The organism is Niveispirillum fermenti, assembly GCF_052474395.1.
Genome location: NZ_CP156679.1, coordinates 1,035,432 through 1,051,762, shown reverse-complemented (window position 1 = coordinate 1,051,762; position 16,331 = coordinate 1,035,432). Strand labels below are relative to the sequence as shown.

Genomic DNA, 16,331 nt, shown 5'->3' with positions numbered 1-16,331 from the left:
TCACGCCGATCCGCTGGCGATGGGCGCCGGCTGCGGCACGGCGGCCACGTCCAGCAGGCTGTGCACCTTGCGGGAATTGCGGCTGACCAGGCCCAGCCGGGACAGGATCGGTGATAGGCGGATCATGCTGTTGCGCAGCCACAGCTTCGTCGGATTGTCCGGCACCATGATCGAACTGCCATCTGCGGCCGTCGCCTGGTTAGCCTCAATGAAGGGGCGTGCCAGACGCTCATATTCCTTGAAGGCCGCCTCGTGGCTGGTGTGGCTGGCCAGGGCACTGGCCAGCACATAGGCCCCGACCAGCGCGATGCTGGTGCCCTGCCCGGAAAAGAAGGACGGCGCGAAGGCTGCATCGCCGACCAAGGCCACCCGACCCCGCGACCAACTGGGCATGCGGATCTGCATCATCGTGTCGAAATAGAGATCGTCGCTGCGATCCAGCCCCTTCAGCAGGCTTGGCACCATCCAGCCTTCGGCCGCAAATCCATCCCGCAACGTCTGGCGCTGCCAGCGGGCATCGCCCAGCACATCACGCGACGGTTCTGGCATCTTCATCACCATGATGCCATGGATACAGGCTTGGTCGCCGATCGCGTACAGGCCAGCCATCTTCTGGTGCGCGTTGAAAATGCAGCCTTCACGCACCATGCCGAACTCGTTCGGCATGGTGAAGACGCCGAAACAATAGCCGAGGTAACGGCTGAACCGCTCCTCCGGTCCGAAAACCATGGCGCGGGTACGCGAATGCAGGCCATCGGCGCCGATCACCAGATCGAAGCTGCGTTGTTGCCCGCTCTGGAAGGTGACGGCGACCTCGTCGGGACCGTCCTCCAGCGCCGTGACATGGTCGGAGAATATATATTCGAACTTGTCGCGCGTGAGGTCGTGGAGGATCGAGGTCAGGCTGCCACGCGGCAGTTCCACATCCTTGTGCGCCTCGGCCCCCATCAGCGAGTCCGGGTCAATGGAGCCAACCTTACGGCCATCCTGCCGGATGAAGGTGAATTTGCGGGTGTGGACATGCGCGGCCTTCAGTGCCGGCAAGATGCCCATGCGCTCGATCACGTCGATCGCCGTGCCACGGACATCGATGGCGTAGCCGCCCAGACGGATGGTCGGCGCCCGCTCCACCAGCGTGACGTCGAACCCATGCCGATGCAGCCAATAGCCCAGCGCCGGACCCGCGATGCTGGCCCCGGAAATGAGAACACGTCGTCTGATCCCGTTCAAAGCACCGTTCCTCGTTCTGGTGGGATGGTTCGATAAGGAGGCCGGGCCCCCTTTTATCCGACGCTATCCGCCGGCCGCCGGCGCCGTCCAATCCTACCTGCTCATGCGGACTATTCCCCCGCGGCATCGCCCCCCTATGTCGGGAATGAATAGGGACGATGAAGAGATGGTCTTTGCCGTGGCGGTGGGTGATGGACAGGATCAGGCTGAACTCGGCACCATGCATCATCCTGGAAGGAAAATATCCGTGGGAACACGTTTCACGCTTTTTGCGCTGTTCGTCGTGTCGGTACTGGCCTTCCTTGACAGGCAACTACTGAACATCCTGGTGGCACCCATGCGTGCTGACCTGCAGATCAGCGATGCCCAGTTCAGCCTGTTGCAAGGTGCCGCCTTCGCCCTGACCTACTGTCTGGCCGCGTTTCCCATCGCCTGGCTGTCCGACCGGGTCAGCCGGAAGACGGTGATCATGGTCAGCGTCGCCGTCTGGAGCATCGCCACGCTGCTGTTCGGCCTGGCCAGCGGCCTGGGGCTGCTACTTGCCGCGCGCATGGCCGTGGCGCTGGGTGAGGCTGGCCTGTCGCCGGCCGCTATCTCCATCTTACGCCAGAGCTATCCCGTGGACCGGCAGGCCTTTGCCATGGGAGCCCTGACGCTCAGCGTCTATGTCGGTGGCGGGGCGTCGCTGGCCATCGGCGGCCCCGTGCTGGATTGGCTGACGACTCAAGCGTCGGATCCAGCCCCCGGCCTGTCCTGGTTGTCGGAACTGGCACCGTGGCGCTGGCTTTTCGTCGCCTGTGCGGTCCTGGGTATCCTGGGCGTGGTCCTGATGGCGTTCGTTCGCGAACCGGAGCGCCAGCCGGTGCCCAAGGAAAGTACGTCACTGGCCGCCTTCCTGACCGTGATCAGGGACGAGCGCGCCGCGATCATGGCCTATCTCCTGGCCTTCACCGCCATCGCGGCACTGGTCACCGCGGCCACATCCTGGACACCCACCCTGTTCATCCGCGACCACGAATGGAGCGCAAGACAGACCGGGGTCGCCTATGGCGCAGTCTATCTGGTGTGCGGGGCCATCGGCGCGCTGGGCGGCGGCAAGCTGATCAGTGATTTGGCCGCGCGCGGGCATCGCGATGCGCTCATCCGGATAGTCAGGGCATCGATCCTGCTGCTGGGCGTGGCGACCATCGCCTCCTGTTTGGTTCCCTATCCACTGGCGGCCCTGGCTGCGGTCGGTGCGGGAATGCTGGCGGTGGGGGCGGTGATCGCCGCGGGCCCCTACGGGTTCCAGGCGCTGTTCCCCCGACAGTTCAGCGCCCGTGCGGTGGCCCTCTATTTCCTGGTGCCGGGCACCATCGGCACGGTGCTGGGCCCATCCTCGGTGCCGTTGCTGGCGCGGCTGCTGGGCGCGCCGGAGAAGATCGGGATGCCGTTGGCCTTATGCGCGGTCGTGACGATGGTTTGGGCCTGGGCCTGCCTGACGATCTTCCTGCGCCTCCAGGCGCGCCGGCCGGCCCATGCAGCCGCCACCCCCTGACGGGTGGCATTCAACTCTTCAAGTGCCGCGTCCAAACACCACGCGCCGAGCCATCGGCGCGTGGTGTTTTTATTCCGGCTAATGCCGCTCCGGTATGGGAGAGACAGAGTGGACCTACAACTTCCGCGCAAAACATGACAGATGATCCCGATGCCCTCCCATTCCCTATACCTCACGTGAATGGATTGGATGAACACACGGTGTTGGCATACCGGCGCGCTTTACCGCCTATTTGGCAGCACATGATCGACCAGGAAGCATCCAAGCATCCGGCGACGTCTCTCAGGGGGACACGGGAATGAAGGTTTCAAGTTTCAAATCGGCACCATCGCGGCGATCGTGGCGGCCCATGTTCATATCGGCATCGGTGTTGGCAATCCTTGCCTCCTCCAACGCCAGGGCACAGCAGGCCGCTGGCGAAAGCGATATGCTAGAGGAGATCGTGGTCACCGCGCGCCAGCGGTCGGAAAACCTGCAGGACACGCCGTTTTCCATGGTGGCAGTGACCGGTGACAAATTGCAGGCGCAAAATGTGGTCAGCACCATGGACCTGGACAACAAGGTGCCGGGCTTGGTGCTGCGCGCCGACAATACCCGCCCGCAACCGTTCATCGGCATTCGCGGCGTGGGAGACATCTCGCGCAACCCCGGCATCGACAACCGAACGGGCATGTATCTGGACGGCGCACCGCTGGGCCGGTCCTCCTCCATCAACTATCCGATCTTCGACATCGAAAGCGTCGAAGTGCTGCGTGGCCCTCAGGGCACGCTGTTCGGCAATAATTCCCTGACGGGCGTCATCGCCATCCAGTCGCAGAAGCCCAGTTTCCAGGACAGCAGCCGCACGACGGTCTCGACGGGCGAGCGCAACCTTTTCGCCGGCTCCGGCTATGTGAACAAGGCGGTGACGGATGATCTGGCCGTGCGCCTGACCGCAGCCGGCAGAAGCCAGGACGGCTACTACAAGAACGCCTATGACGGGTCGACGGCCGGCGGCGGCACCAACTATGCGGGCCGCGTGCAGGTTCGCTATGTGCCTACCCCCGACACCACCATCGATTTCTCGGCTGACGGTGTGCGCGCCAAGGACGAGATACTGCTGGGCGTTGGCAAGTTCTCTACCGGGCCCATGGCGGGAATGGCGGATTATACGTTCAATGCCAACACAAAGCCGTTCCGCGACCGTACAATCTGGGGCCTTGGCCTGAATGTCGAGCAGACCCTGCCCGAGGATTTTGTGCTGACTTCGATCAGTTCCTATCGCCGGTCGCGCGACAGCTTCAACTATGATGGCGACGGCTCGCCAGCAGCGATGATCAATGTCGGCTTCCGTTATGCCGACTGGGCGCTGAGCCAGGAACTGCGCATCGCCTCGCCCAAGAACCCTCTCTACGATTATGTGGTCGGGGCCTTCTATTATCATCAGAACCCGAGCGAGGTGCAGACGGTCCGGTTCGGGCCGGACTATCCCGTGGTCCCGGTGCGAGGCTCCATCATCGGCGGTACCGGCGTTGTCGCCACCGACCAGGCGGCCTTGTTCGCCCATGGAACGCTGCGCCCAACCGAATGGTTGGCACTTGACGCTGGGCTTCGCTATCAGCGGACCACCAAGTCGGCCGACAAGGTGCAGGACAATACCGCGATCCTGCTGGGCTATCCACCGTTGAAGGCGCATTTCGGCCTGTCCGACCCCACGCTGAACCCGATGGCCAGCGTTACCGTCAAGCCGACATCCGATATCAGCATCTATGCGCTCTACAGCACAGGCGACCGGGCCGGCGGTTTCAACATGGACGTGGTCAAGACGCTGAGCGGTGCCACCTTCGACGCTGAATTTGTGGTCAATTACGAAGCCGGCGTGAAGACCGAGTTGTTTGGCCGCCGGCTGCGCCTGAATCTTGCTGCCTACCGGCAGAGGTTCAAGGATTTCCAGCAGGCCCAGAACATTATCGACCCCAACCCGCCGGCCGGTACGCTGCCCACCGTCATCAACGTCATCACCAACGCCGCCCGCGTACGCAGCCAGGGCATCGAGGCTGATTTTGATGCGTCCTTGCTGCCCGGCCTGCGGCTGTCCGGCGGTGTCGGGTTCAACCATGCCTATTTCAAGTCCTTCCCCGATGGTGGTGGGCCGGGCGTTGACTATACCGGCAGCCCGCTGGTCGAGGCGCCGCGCTTCCAGGGGTCTCTGGCGCTGGACTACCGTCACCAGGTGACGGAGGATTTCGATGGCCGCATCTCGCTGACGGCAACCAACCGCAGCAAGGTCTATTCCCAGCCGGGATCCACCGTCGCGCCGTTCAATGACGGGCGCTATCTTCAGGATGGCTATACCAGCGTCGGCATGCGGCTGGCGCTGGAGCGCCGCGACGAAGGCCTGGAACTGGCGCTGTGGGTCCGCAACCTGACCGACGAGCGGCATGCCGACGGTGCATCGCCGGTGGCGGCGGGCTATCTGTTCAAGGGCCTCAACGAACCGCGGACCATCGGCGTGGACCTAACGCTGCGTCTCTGACGCCGTTTGCGGACTGTCGCAGCCTCGGCGGCAGTCCGCGCATACAGGAAGGAAGTGGGAAATGAAGGGCGTCCGACTGGACCACGCGACCATCAACACCGACGATGTGGCGGCCAGCGTGGCCTTCTACGGTCATTTCCTGGGGTTGAAGCCGGGATGGCGACCCGACTGGGGCGTCGGTGGAGCTTGGCTGTACGCCGCCGACGGCGACTATCCGATCCTGCACCTGCTGGAAACGCCGCGAAACCAGGGGGTCAGCATGTTCAACCATGTGGCCTTCCGGGGAGAAGACCTGCCGGCCTATATCGCCAAGCTGCGTGAGGCCCGCTGCTGGTTCGAGGCGCGGCCGGTCGATCAGACGCCTTATACCCAGGTTCACCATTTCGACCCCAGCGCCGTCCGCATCGAAGTCATCTTCGAGGAGCCGTTGGGGGCCGACCGGGTGACCTCCGACCCGGATATCGTGCCGGGCCGTGGAATATTGGCCTGACAAGGAGGTCGAGGACATGGCAACCGGAGATGACCGGGCGGAAATCGCCCGGCTGGAGAAGGCGCGTGCGCACGCTATCGTCGTGGCCGACCACGCCATGCTGGCACGGATCACCGATGACGATTACGTGCATGTCGAGGCGTCGGGCAGGACCCGGGACAAGCAAGCCTTCCTGGCCGGTGTCGCCCCTGATGGCGGCCGTTTCGACCGGTATGAATTGATCGAAACAATAATCCGCCTGTTCGGTGATACCGCCGTCGTGACCGGTCTGTTTGAGAACTGTTTCATCAGCGGGACGGCCCCGGGGCGTGTTAGGCGGGGGCGCCATACCCGCGTCTATATCCGTCGCGACGGCATCTGGCGTAACGTATCGCACCATGCCACCGCCATCACATCTCCTTTGCCGGAAGCGTGAAATGATGCGCGGTCCGCTGACAGGCATACGGATTGTGGAATTCGCCGGACTGGGTCCGGCTCCGTTTTGCGGCATGATGCTGGCCGACCATGGCGCGGATGTCATCCGTATTGACCAGATCGGGGCCGGGGGCTTGATCCAGAAGTCCGAGCGAGACGTCCTGAACCGGTCGCGCCGCACCGTCGCGATCAACCTGAAAACGGAGGAGGGCGTCGCACTCGCCCGCGTCTTGTGCCGTTCTGCGGACGGTATATTCGAAGGATTCCGTCCGGGAGTGATGGAGCGACTGGGGCTAGGACCGGACAAGCTGCTTGCCGACAATCCGAAACTGGTCTATGGCCGCATGACCGGTTTCGGCCAGGACGGCCCTTGTGCGTCCATGGCCGGGCACGACATCAACTATATCGCGCTGTCCGGTGTGCTTCATGCGTGCGGCCGGGCGGATGAGAACCCGACGCCGCCCTTGAACCTTGTCGGCGATTTTGGCGGTGGCGGCATGATGCTAGCCTTCGGCATGCTGGCGGCCCTGCTCCACGCCCGTACCACGGGCAAGGGGCAGGTCGTCGATTGCGCCATGACCGAGGGCAGTGCGGTGCTGATGGCGATGATCTACTCGCTGCGCGCCGACAATCTCTGGCACGACGCGCGGGGTGCCAACCTGCTCGACGGTGGCGCCCCCTTCTATGACAGCTACCGGACGGCCGATGGCGGGTTCATCGCCGTCGGGTCGGTCGAACCCGCCTTCTATCGGGAAATGCTTCAGCTGGTCGGATTGGGCGATGATGCTGACATGTTGGAGCAGCACGACCCCGCCCTTTGGCCCCGGCAGAAGGCCAAGCTTGCTGCTGCCTTCCTGACCCGGACACGCGACGAATGGTGCGCGCTTCTGGACGGTGCTGACGCCTGCGCCACGCCGGTCCTGTCGCTCGCCGAGGCGCCGCATCACAAGCACAACGTGGCGCGCAGCGCCTTCCTGACCGTGGATGGCATGGTGCAGCCCGCACCCAGCCCCCGTTATTCGCACACACACACGGACATGCCCCGGCCGATGGAAAGCGGCCCGTGCGCCACTGCTGCGCTTCTTGAGGAAATCGGCCTTGGCGGTCCCGAGATAGACCGCCTGCGCCGGGAAAACATCGTGGCGTAGCCACGGGAAACCACGTGGCGCCGTTACAGAACGTGTCGCCACAAAATACCAGGGAGAACGACCTTGTCTGCAACAAGAGAAGTGCTTGTCGCTGGCGTGGGCATGGTGCCATTCGCCAAGCCGGGGAAAAGCCCACCCTATGATGAAATGGGCGCGGCTGCGATCAGGATGGCCCTGGCCGATGCCGGCATAGATTACGGCGCGGTGGAACAGGCCTATGCAGGTTTTGTCTTCGCCGGCAGTTGCGCTGGCCAGCGTACGATCTACAAGGCCGGCATGTCGGGCATTCCGATCATCAATGTCAACAATAACTGCTCCACCGGCTCCTCGGCCCTGTTCCTGGCTCGGCAGGCGGTCGCCAGTGGCATGGTCGAATGCGCCCTGGCCGTCGGGTTTGAGGAGATGGACCCTGGCCCGATCCCCGACGCGTTCCCGCAGCGCATCAGCCCCTTTGCCGATTTCGACACGGCGTGCGACACGCTGGTCGATGTCGATCTGCCTCTGGCGTTACGCTATTTCGGCGGCGCCGGCAAGGCGCATATGGAAAGATACGGCACGACCCTGCGGGATTTCGCCGAGGTCCGCGCCAAGGCCAGCCGCCATGCGGCCCGGAACCCGCTGTCGGTCTTCCGCAACGTGATGACCGCGCAGGATGTTCTGGACGCTCCGCTCATCTGGCCGGGGGTGATGACCAAGCCCATGGCCTGCCCGCCGACCTGCGGAGCCGCTGCCGCTCTGGTCGTCTCCCGCGACTTCGCCAGGAAGCACGGGCTTGATCCCAAGGTCCGCATCGCGGCACAGGTGATGACCACCGACCACCCGGTCACGCTGCAGTCACAGGACATGATTCAGTTGGTCGGCAGGGACATGACGGAGCGCGCCTCCGCCCAAGTCTATGAGCAGACGGGTGTCGGGCCAGAGGATATCCGCGTCGTGGAGTTGCATGATTGCTTCGCCCATAACGAGGTTGTCACCTATGAGGGACTGGGCCTGTGTCCGGAAGGCGGCGCCGCCCGGTTCATCGCCGACGGCGACAACACCTATGGCGGGCGTGTTGTCACCAACCCGTCCGGTGGTCTGCTTTCCAAGGGGCATCCGCTGGGCGCCACCGGTCTGGCGCAATGTTTTGAGCTGACGCACCAATTGCGCGGCAGTGCCGGCGGGCGCCAGGTCGAAGGAGTCCGCCACGCGCTGGCCCATAATCTGGGCCTGGGTGGTGCCTGCGTCGTCACCCTTTACGAACAATGCTGACGGGTGCGCGATGATCGAGAAATCGTGGATCGGCCGTGAGCTGAAGACATCCGTCCTGGAGATCGAACGGGGACGGCTGCGGTCCTTTGCCAGGGCCATCGGGGAGACCGATCCGGTCTATCAGGATGTCGAGGTCGCGCGGGCCGCTGGATACCCCGACCTCCCGGTTCCGCCCACCTTCCTGTTCGCCGCCGATCTGGACAGCGGTGCCCTGGACGCCATGCTGGCGGATATGGGCATCCCCATCGCCCGCATCCTGCATGGCGAGCAGGGCTTCACCTACCACCGGCCGGCCTGTGCCGGGGATGTGGTTACGGTGACGTCCCGCATCGCGGACATCTATGACAAGAAGAACGGTGCCCTGGACTTCATCGAGAAACGGTCCGAGGCCCGTAACCAGCATGGCGCGCTGGTCGCCGAAATGCGGACCGTCATCGTCGTCCGCAACTGATACCTGTTGGAGTCCGGTCATGAGCACAGAAATCCCTTCCGGCTTGACGCCGGGGCGGGAGTTGCCACCGCTTGCCCTTGAACCTGTCAACCGCGCCCTGCTGGCGATGTTCGGCTGCGCGTCGGGCGACCTGAACCCTATCCATCTCGATATCGATTTCGCGCGCAAGGCAGGCATGCCTGACGTCTTCGCGCAGGGCATGCTGGGCATGGCCTGGATGGCCAGGGCGATCACCGCCTGGGTCCCGCAGGACCGGCTGCGCAAGTTCGACGCCCGGTTCCTGGGCATCACCCATCTGGGCCACCGGATCACGGTCACCGCAACGGTGAAGGATCTGGTGACTTTTAATGGAGAGACCTGCGCACGGGTCGAACTGCGCAACACCAACCAACATGGCCAGACCCGTATCGCCGGCGAAGTGCTGGTTGCGGTCGGCTGACCATCACAAACATCCCTGGGAGGGAGCAGCACATGTCTTTGAAACTGGAGGGTAAGGTCGCCCTGGTGACCGGATCAGGCCGCGGCATTGGACGGTCCATCGCGCTGAAGCTGGCCGGCGAAGGCGCTCGCTTGGTTGTCAACGATCTCGACGCCGAACCCGCAATGGAGACGGTGGAGGCGATCCGTGCGGCAGGCGGCGAGGCCATCGCTTGCGCCGGCAGCGTCAGTGCCCCCGACTTCGCCGAGCGTTTTGTCGGGACGGCCGTCGAGGGCTTCAAGGGCCTGGACATCATCGTGAACAATGCGGGCTACACCTGGGACAGCGTGGTCCAGAAGATGACCGACGAGCAATGGTACGCCATTATCGACGTTCATCTGACGGCACCGTTCCGCATCCTGCGCGCGGCACAGCCCGTCATCCGGTCGCTGGCCAAGGCTGATGCCGAGGCGGGCCGGCGCAATGTCCGCAAGATCGTCAACATCTCCTCCGTCGCTGGGCTGTTCGGCAATGCCGGCCAGACGAACTACGCTGTGGCCAAAGCCGGCATCACCGGCATGACCCGGACGCTCGCCAAGGAATGGGGGCGGATGGATACGACGGTCAATTGCGTCGCCTACGGCTTGATCCGGACCCGCCTTACCGAAGCCACGGCCGACACAAGGAGCACCGCGACTATCGACGGCCGCGACATCAGGATCGGCGTCAATCCGGACGTCATGGAGATGATGGCGCGATCGATCCCCCTGGGACGCGCCGGCACTGCGGAGGAAGCGGCGGGTGCTGTCTATCTCTTCTGTATTCCGGAAAGCGACTACGTCTCCGGCCAGGTGCTGATGTGCACCGGCGGCCTGACGGGAATATGAGCCGCCATCGCCCGTGCATCACAGGATGAGGATCGGCATGTATATCACCCAACCCCTCCACCGTGCGCTGCAGCAGCATCCGGACCGGACCGCCCTAATCTGCGGTTCCCGACAGACCAGCTTCCGCCAATTGGCCGACCGCGTCGCCCGGCTGGCGGGCGGGCTTCGTGGGCTGGGCATGCAGGATGGCGACCGTGTAGCCATCCTGGCCTTCAATTCGGATCGGTATTTCGAATATCTGATCGGCGTGCCCTGGGGCGGGGGTGTCATCAATCCCTGCAATACGCGGTGGAGCGTGGCGGAACTTGCCTATTCGCTCAATGATTCTGGCTCCCGGATATTGCTGGTCGATGACATGTTCCAGGCGCTCGTCCCCGACCTCCGGGCCCTGTGCGGGAGCCTGGAGGTCGTCATTCATATCGGCGACGCCACTACGCCCCCCGGTATGGTGCCGTATGAGGCGCTGATCGCCGGCTCCGATCCGATGGCCGACGCCTTGAGAAGGGACGAGGATCTTCTCGGCTTGTTCTATACCGGCGGCACCACCGGGGCGCCGAAGGGTGTGATGCTCAGCCATGCCAACTTCATGTCCTCGGCCCTGGCCCTGGCTGCCGAGGGCATCATTGTCCCGGGGGGCGTCTTCCTCCATGCCGCGCCCATGTTCCATCTGGCGGATCTGGGCTGTTCCAGCGTGGCCTGGATCCTGGGGAATGCCCACAGTTTCATCCCCTGCTTCTCCCCGCCAGCAGTGGTGGAGGCCATAGAGCGTGACCTTGTGACCGATACGCTGCTGGTGCCTACCATGGTCCAGATGCTGGTCGATCACCCGGTCATGGCAGAGGGCAGGGACATCAGCAGCCTGCGCACCATCCTCTATGGTGGCTCCGCGATTTCCGAGGCCGTCCTGGACCGGGCGTTGGCAACGCTGAACAATGTCTCGTTCTGCCAAGCCTATGGCATGACCGAGCTGGCGCCTGTGGCCACCATCCTGGCCGCCGCCTATCATCTGCCTGAAGGCCGAGGGGGGGACAAGCTGCGGTCCGGCGGGCGGGCCGCCTATTGCACGGAAATCCGCGTGGCCGATCTCGCAAACAATCCTCTGCCGGCAGGCGTAAAAGGTGAAGTGCTGGTCCGTGGCCCCAATGTGATGAAGGGCTACTGGAACAAGCCCGAGCTGACGGCCGCCGCCCTGCGCGGCGGATGGATGCATACCGGCGATGTGGGCTATATCGACGGGGATGGGTTCCTGTTCATCATCGACCGCTTGAAGGACATGATCATCAGTGGCGGCGAGAATATCTATTCCGCCGAGGTGGAGAATGCGTTGGCCCGGCACGCGGCTGTTCAAACCTGCGCCATCATCGGCATTCCCAGCGACAAATGGGGGGAAGCCGTTCATGGCTTCGTCATCCTGAAGCCCGGACAAACCGCCACTCAGGATGAGTTGATCGCCCATTGCCGACAGATGATCGCCGGTTACAAGTGCCCGCGCAGCATCGAATTCGTTGACGCGCTGCCCCTGTCCGGCCCCGGCAAAATCCTCAAGACTGAACTGCGCAAGCGGTTCTGGAACGGCCGCGACCAACAGGTCTCCTGAGAGCAGCGGCGCTCCCCCAGTCAAAAATCAAAACAATGGAGGGATTCCATGCCCCCGAGGCTCTATCAATTTCCCTGGATGGATGCGGATATCGAGGCGTTCCGGGAACAGGTCAGTCGCTATATAAGGGCCGAACTCGCCCCCGGGCTTCCCGAATGGCGCAAGCAGGGCTACATCCCGCGCACGGTGTGGCGGGGCATGGGCGCGCTGGGCTTCCTGCTGCCCGAATTGCCGGTCGAATATGGTGGGGCCGGCACCAGCCCGGCCTATCAGTTGGTGTTGCAGGATGAACTGGCCAAGGCCGAGATGCCGGGCACCCTCACCGTGCATGCCATCGTGGCGCACTATATCCTCGACTATGGCACGGCGGCGCAGAAGGCCCATTGGCTGCCCAAGCTGGCCAGCGGAGAGCATCTGGCCGGGATCGCCCTGACCGAACCGGGCCATGGGTCGGACCTGAAGGCGCTGCGCTCTGCAGCCCGGCGCGATGGTGACGACTATGTCGTCAACGGTTCAAAGATTTTCATCACCAACGGTTCCACCGCCAGCATGCTGGCCGTCGCCTGCCGGACCGATGGTGAGGGCGCGCGCGGCATCTCGCTGATCCTGATGGAGACGGAAAACCAGCCCGGCTTCAAGGTCGGCTCGCGGCTGGAAAAGCTGGGCCAGCACGCCTCCGACACGGCCGAGCTGTATTTCGACAATGTGCGTGTGCCTGCGTCGAACCTCCTGAGCGAGGCGGAGGGGCAGGGCTTCGCACAGATCATGAGCCAGTTGCCGTTCGAGCGTCTGCTGATTGCCGTGCCGGCTGCCGCCCAGATCGAACGGGCCCTTGACCATACGATTGCCTACACCAAAGAACGCCGCATGTTCGGGGGCAGCCTGTTCGACATGCAGAATACCCGTTTCAAGCTGGCGGAGATGGCGACCACGGCCCACATCGTCCGCGGCTTCGTCAATGACTGCGTGCAGCGGTTGGTTGACGGCACGCTCGATAATGAAGCCGCCTATATGGCGAAATGGTGGTGCACGGAGCAGCAATGCCGCGTGACTGACGAGTGTCTCCAGTTGTTCGGCGGCTACGGCTACATGGTCGAATATCCAATCGCCCGGCTGTTCGCCGATGCGCGCGTACAGAAAATCTATGGCGGTGCCAATGAGGTGATGAAGGACCTGATTGCGCGCAGCCTTTAGCGGTTTTCTGCCGACCGGAAAGCTGTCTGTACCCGTTCGATGAGAGAATTGATGTTCCACCGTCTGCGCCAGTTGTTCGATCCTTATATCGCCCTCATGCTGCTGGTCGTGGTCATAGCCGCTATCCTGCCGGCACGGGGGCAGGGGGCCGCCATCGCGGGAATGTTGGCCGACGGTGGAATCGTTTTTCTGTTCTTCCTGTACGGCGCGCGCCTGTCCCCCCAAGCGGCCTTGGGCGGGCTCATGCAATGGCCGCTGCATCTTTGCGTCCTGACCAGCACCTTCATCTTGTTTCCCCTGCTGGGCAAAGCGCTTGAATATCTGTCGCCGGCCAGCATGCCGCCGGAGATCGTGACCGGCTTGATGTTCCTCTGTGTGCTGCCGTCGACGGTTCAATCGTCCATCGCCTTCACGTCGATCGCGCGCGGCAATGTGCCCGCCGCCATATGCGCGGCATCGGCATCGAACATGCTGGGCGTCTTCATCAGCCCGCTGCTTGCGGGCTGGCTGTTGAAGACACAAGGCCTGGAACTGTCGTTCGGTATCTTCCGAGACATCACATTGCAGCTTCTGGTGCCGTTCCTGGCTGGACAGGTGCTGCGGTCCTGGATTGGAAGATGGGTGGAGACGAGGAAGAAGCTTCTGGGCTATGCGGATCGCGGCTCCATCCTGCTGATCATCTACGTCGCCTTTTCCAAGGGTGTCATGTCGGGTATGTGGAGCCAGTTCGAATTAGCCGACCTGCTTGTTCTTGTCGTCATGCTATCTGGCCTTCTGGCCTCGGTACTTATCGTCACCAGTTTTGCTGCACGCCGGATCCTGCGGTTTCCTGTCCAGGACGAAATCGTCCTGCAATTTTGCGGTTCCAAGAAATCACTGGCCAGCGGTTTGCCGATGGCCAGTATTCTGTTTGCCGGACCCCAGGTCGGCATTGTCGTTCTGCCGCTTATGCTGTTCCATCAATTACAACTGATTGTCTGCGCCATCCTTGCTCGACACTATGCGACCCGCCGCGACGATATCGGGGCCAATCTGTGAACGCGTGCCGGAAGCGTACTGGCAAAGACTATGCGGATCGCATCAGGATCGCTTCGCTGACATGGCCGACGCTGCAATCAAAGCGGCACCGACGAGAATTGCCGCATCAACGGCCCACGCGACCGGATCCTGTGCGTCGCCGCGCCAGTTTATCACATGCATGATCGCAAGTGCCGCCATCAGTGCTGCCGCAGACCAGCGGAAGGCAGCTTCGAAGACAGCGACAGGCAGGGCAGTGCCCGCTGTCCCGTAAGCTAGCCCCGTCAGGACCATCCATGCAAACAGAGCGTGGTCACCGGCGCCGGCCAACGATATGACGGCTGTGAACGCGAAGATGGCCGGCTGGCCCCAAGCCGTCGCCGCCCAGAACCGTTCCCACGCGGGAACGGGGCGCCCCTGGTCGCGCCGACGTGCGAACCAGATCGTCATACCGCTCGACGTGACGACACACAGTGCCAGTCCAAGCACACCATAGGCGATTTTGGTAGCAAGGCCGCCGAACCATCCAAAGTGGAGCGGCGGCAGCGACAGCAACGCGCGCGATCCGATCGACCTCGGTTCTGTCCTCGGTGAGAATATCACTTGGCTGTCCGCATCGAATATATAGCGCTGGTCGTGTGTCAGCCGGCCCGCTTCCTCGAAGATCACGGAGATGGTCTGTCCCCGCGTGCCGGGGTGCTGGATTTCGATCGACTGGATCTGTGCCGCCGGCTCCTGCGCGCGCATGAACGCCATGATTGGCGCTACCGATGGCATGGCGGCCGATGTCTTGTCTTCCCGGCTTTCCAGCGGCCCGACGATCTCGGTGAGTGCCCGGCGGAAGTCGCCCTTATAGGCGGTTGCCGCCATACCGCCGAACATGAGGAGGAAGGCTCCGAGTACGGCGCCGGTCAGCGTCACAAGGATGAAGAAGGGCATGCCCCATGTGCCCAACCGGTTATGCAGGTCGGCTTCCTGCACGCGCAACGAACCGCCGCGGCGCAGTGTGAACGCTTCCCTGAAGATGTGAGGATGCGCGAGCACCCCCGACATGAGCAAGGCCAGGAGAGCGACGCCGATCAGGCCGACCACGGCAAGGCCGGCGAGGCGTGGGAGATGCAGATTGGCATGAAGTGCCACAAGAAAGTCAGTAATCGGATGGGATACGGGTGCGATCAGTCGCCCGCCCCTGTCCGCCACCCATTGATTACCCTCGCCTTCGACCGAACCGCCCACAAAGACAAGACGGGGGGTGGCGCTTCTGGGGAGCAGGACGGAAATCGCCCGCACGGCGCTCCCGGCCTTGGCGTGGATTTCGGACAGCCCGCGATCAATGGCATCTGGCGAAACGGTAGTCAGCACGGGCCCGGCAGGCTGTTCCCAACGCTCCAACTCCTGCGCGAACACAACGATCGTGCCCGACAGGCAGATCAGGTAGATCAGCGCCGAGATCGCAAGGCCCAATACGGAATGGCCTGACAGAATGGCGCCAATGAGCGAGGTGGGCAACAGCCGCCTGCGGCCTTGCTTTGCAGGGAGAGGCGCGTTCATACGAGCATCTCTACCGCGATCAGGAGGCCTGAGGCGCCGATGGTCGCGCACAGGCCCAGAACAGGCCGGCGCAGGCGCGCTTCGCTCAGCACCCAGATGACGAGTCCCGCCCATATTATAGGCAGGACAAGGGCGCCGATCGTGACCCGGTTGACGGGCAGGCCGATGGGAAGACCGGCGGCGGCGGCCCCGATTGCTATCGTCGTGATCATGGCGAGGAAAAAGGCCGCAAAGCCGCGACCCCAACCATTCCCGAACGCTTGGGGGCTGGCGTCCTGTGTGACGATGCGCCCGCGTGTGTTGCGAGGTGGACGCCGTTCGGTGTTGAGCGCGACCAAGCCGTAGCCACACAGGCCAAAGGCCAGCGTCGCGATCGTCAGGCCGATCAGCGGGCCCAATACCGTTGTGAGCAGATAGAGTGAGACCAGCAGCGCGGTCCAGCCCGACGCCACGCGAGCGCGCCCGCGCCGTTCACTGTTCCTCCAACCTGATCGCAGGAGTGCCAAGGCGAGACCCATCGTGAGCAAACCACTCACGAGGGCCGGATATATGGAATCCAACAAGGATGCACCTCAGTTGAGAATAGATCGCATCCAGTCTAGCTGTGGTCGCTGGGGGCTGCGTCTTTATC

General features: G+C 63.3%; 15 protein-coding genes. 12 read left to right on the top strand and 3 right to left on the bottom strand.

Going from position 1 to position 16,331, the window contains the following annotated elements; translation table 11 throughout:
- Positions 1 to 1,230 (bottom strand): FAD-dependent monooxygenase, encoded by a 1,230-nt coding sequence (locus ABC728_RS08830; protein ID WP_416621285.1) that lies wholly within the window; start codon positions 1,228 to 1,230, stop codon positions 1 to 3.
- A 247-nt stretch (positions 1,231 to 1,477) separates the two neighbouring features.
- Here ABC728_RS08830 and ABC728_RS08825 point away from each other — a divergent pair, with 247 nt between their 5' ends.
- From ABC728_RS08825 to ABC728_RS08770, 12 genes are all read left to right on the top strand, one after another.
- Positions 1,478 to 2,767, top strand: a complete 1,290-nt coding sequence (locus tag ABC728_RS08825; protein ID WP_416621286.1) for an MFS transporter — start codon at positions 1,478 to 1,480, stop codon at positions 2,765 to 2,767.
- A gap of 370 nt (positions 2,768 to 3,137) precedes the next feature.
- Entirely contained in the window at positions 3,138 to 5,282 is a 2,145-nt protein-coding gene (locus ABC728_RS08820) for a TonB-dependent receptor (protein ID WP_445376351.1), read from the top strand.
- Positions 5,283 to 5,343: 61 nt separating this feature from the next.
- Positions 5,344 to 5,772: a VOC family protein gene (locus ABC728_RS08815; RefSeq protein ID WP_416621288.1), complete on the top strand. Its 429-nt coding sequence runs from the start codon at positions 5,344 to 5,346 to the stop codon at positions 5,770 to 5,772.
- Positions 5,773 to 5,788: 16 nt separating this feature from the next.
- Positions 5,789 to 6,187 (top strand): nuclear transport factor 2 family protein, encoded by a 399-nt coding sequence (locus ABC728_RS08810; protein WP_416621289.1) that lies wholly within the window; start codon positions 5,789 to 5,791, stop codon positions 6,185 to 6,187.
- A 4-nt stretch (positions 6,188 to 6,191) separates the two neighbouring features.
- A complete protein-coding gene (locus ABC728_RS08805) occupies positions 6,192 to 7,334 on the top strand; it encodes a CaiB/BaiF CoA transferase family protein (RefSeq protein ID WP_445376405.1) in 1,143 nt (380 codons plus the stop codon).
- A 102-nt stretch (positions 7,335 to 7,436) separates the two neighbouring features.
- On the top strand, positions 7,437 to 8,585 hold the full coding sequence (locus tag ABC728_RS08800; RefSeq protein WP_445376404.1) for a lipid-transfer protein: 1,149 nt from the start codon (positions 7,437 to 7,439) through the stop codon (positions 8,583 to 8,585).
- 10 nt (positions 8,586 to 8,595) lie between these two features.
- A complete protein-coding gene (locus ABC728_RS08795; RefSeq protein ID WP_416621292.1) occupies positions 8,596 to 9,036 on the top strand; it encodes a MaoC family dehydratase N-terminal domain-containing protein in 441 nt (146 codons plus the stop codon).
- Between the two features lie 19 nt (positions 9,037 to 9,055).
- Complete coding sequence (locus tag ABC728_RS08790; protein ID WP_416621293.1) at positions 9,056 to 9,475, top strand: MaoC/PaaZ C-terminal domain-containing protein; 420 nt, start codon at positions 9,056 to 9,058, stop codon at positions 9,473 to 9,475.
- Positions 9,476 to 9,507: 32 nt separating this feature from the next.
- The gene (locus ABC728_RS08785) at positions 9,508 to 10,341 is read left to right on the top strand and encodes an SDR family NAD(P)-dependent oxidoreductase (RefSeq protein WP_416621294.1); all 834 of its coding nucleotides are present in this window, start codon (positions 9,508 to 9,510) and stop codon (positions 10,339 to 10,341) included.
- A gap of 37 nt (positions 10,342 to 10,378) precedes the next feature.
- Positions 10,379 to 11,938: a long-chain-fatty-acid--CoA ligase gene (locus tag ABC728_RS08780; protein WP_416621295.1), complete on the top strand. Its 1,560-nt coding sequence runs from the start codon at positions 10,379 to 10,381 to the stop codon at positions 11,936 to 11,938.
- Between the two features lie 48 nt (positions 11,939 to 11,986).
- Positions 11,987 to 13,132, top strand: coding sequence for an acyl-CoA dehydrogenase family protein (locus ABC728_RS08775; RefSeq protein WP_416621296.1), 1,146 nt, complete (start codon positions 11,987 to 11,989; stop codon positions 13,130 to 13,132).
- A gap of 51 nt (positions 13,133 to 13,183) precedes the next feature.
- A complete protein-coding gene (locus ABC728_RS08770; RefSeq protein WP_416621297.1) occupies positions 13,184 to 14,170 on the top strand; it encodes a bile acid:sodium symporter family protein in 987 nt (328 codons plus the stop codon).
- A 42-nt stretch (positions 14,171 to 14,212) separates the two neighbouring features.
- On the opposite strand, the gene ABC728_RS08765 is transcribed toward ABC728_RS08770, so the two are convergent.
- Together ABC728_RS08765 and ABC728_RS08760 are read right to left on the bottom strand one after the other, a co-directional pair.
- Entirely contained in the window at positions 14,213 to 15,658 is a 1,446-nt protein-coding gene (locus tag ABC728_RS08765; protein WP_445376350.1) for a PepSY-associated TM helix domain-containing protein, read from the bottom strand.
- 38 nt (positions 15,659 to 15,696) lie between these two features.
- Positions 15,697 to 16,152 (bottom strand): hypothetical protein, encoded by a 456-nt coding sequence (locus ABC728_RS08760; RefSeq protein ID WP_416621299.1) that lies wholly within the window; start codon positions 16,150 to 16,152, stop codon positions 15,697 to 15,699.
- Positions 16,153 to 16,331: the final 179 nt, after the last annotated feature.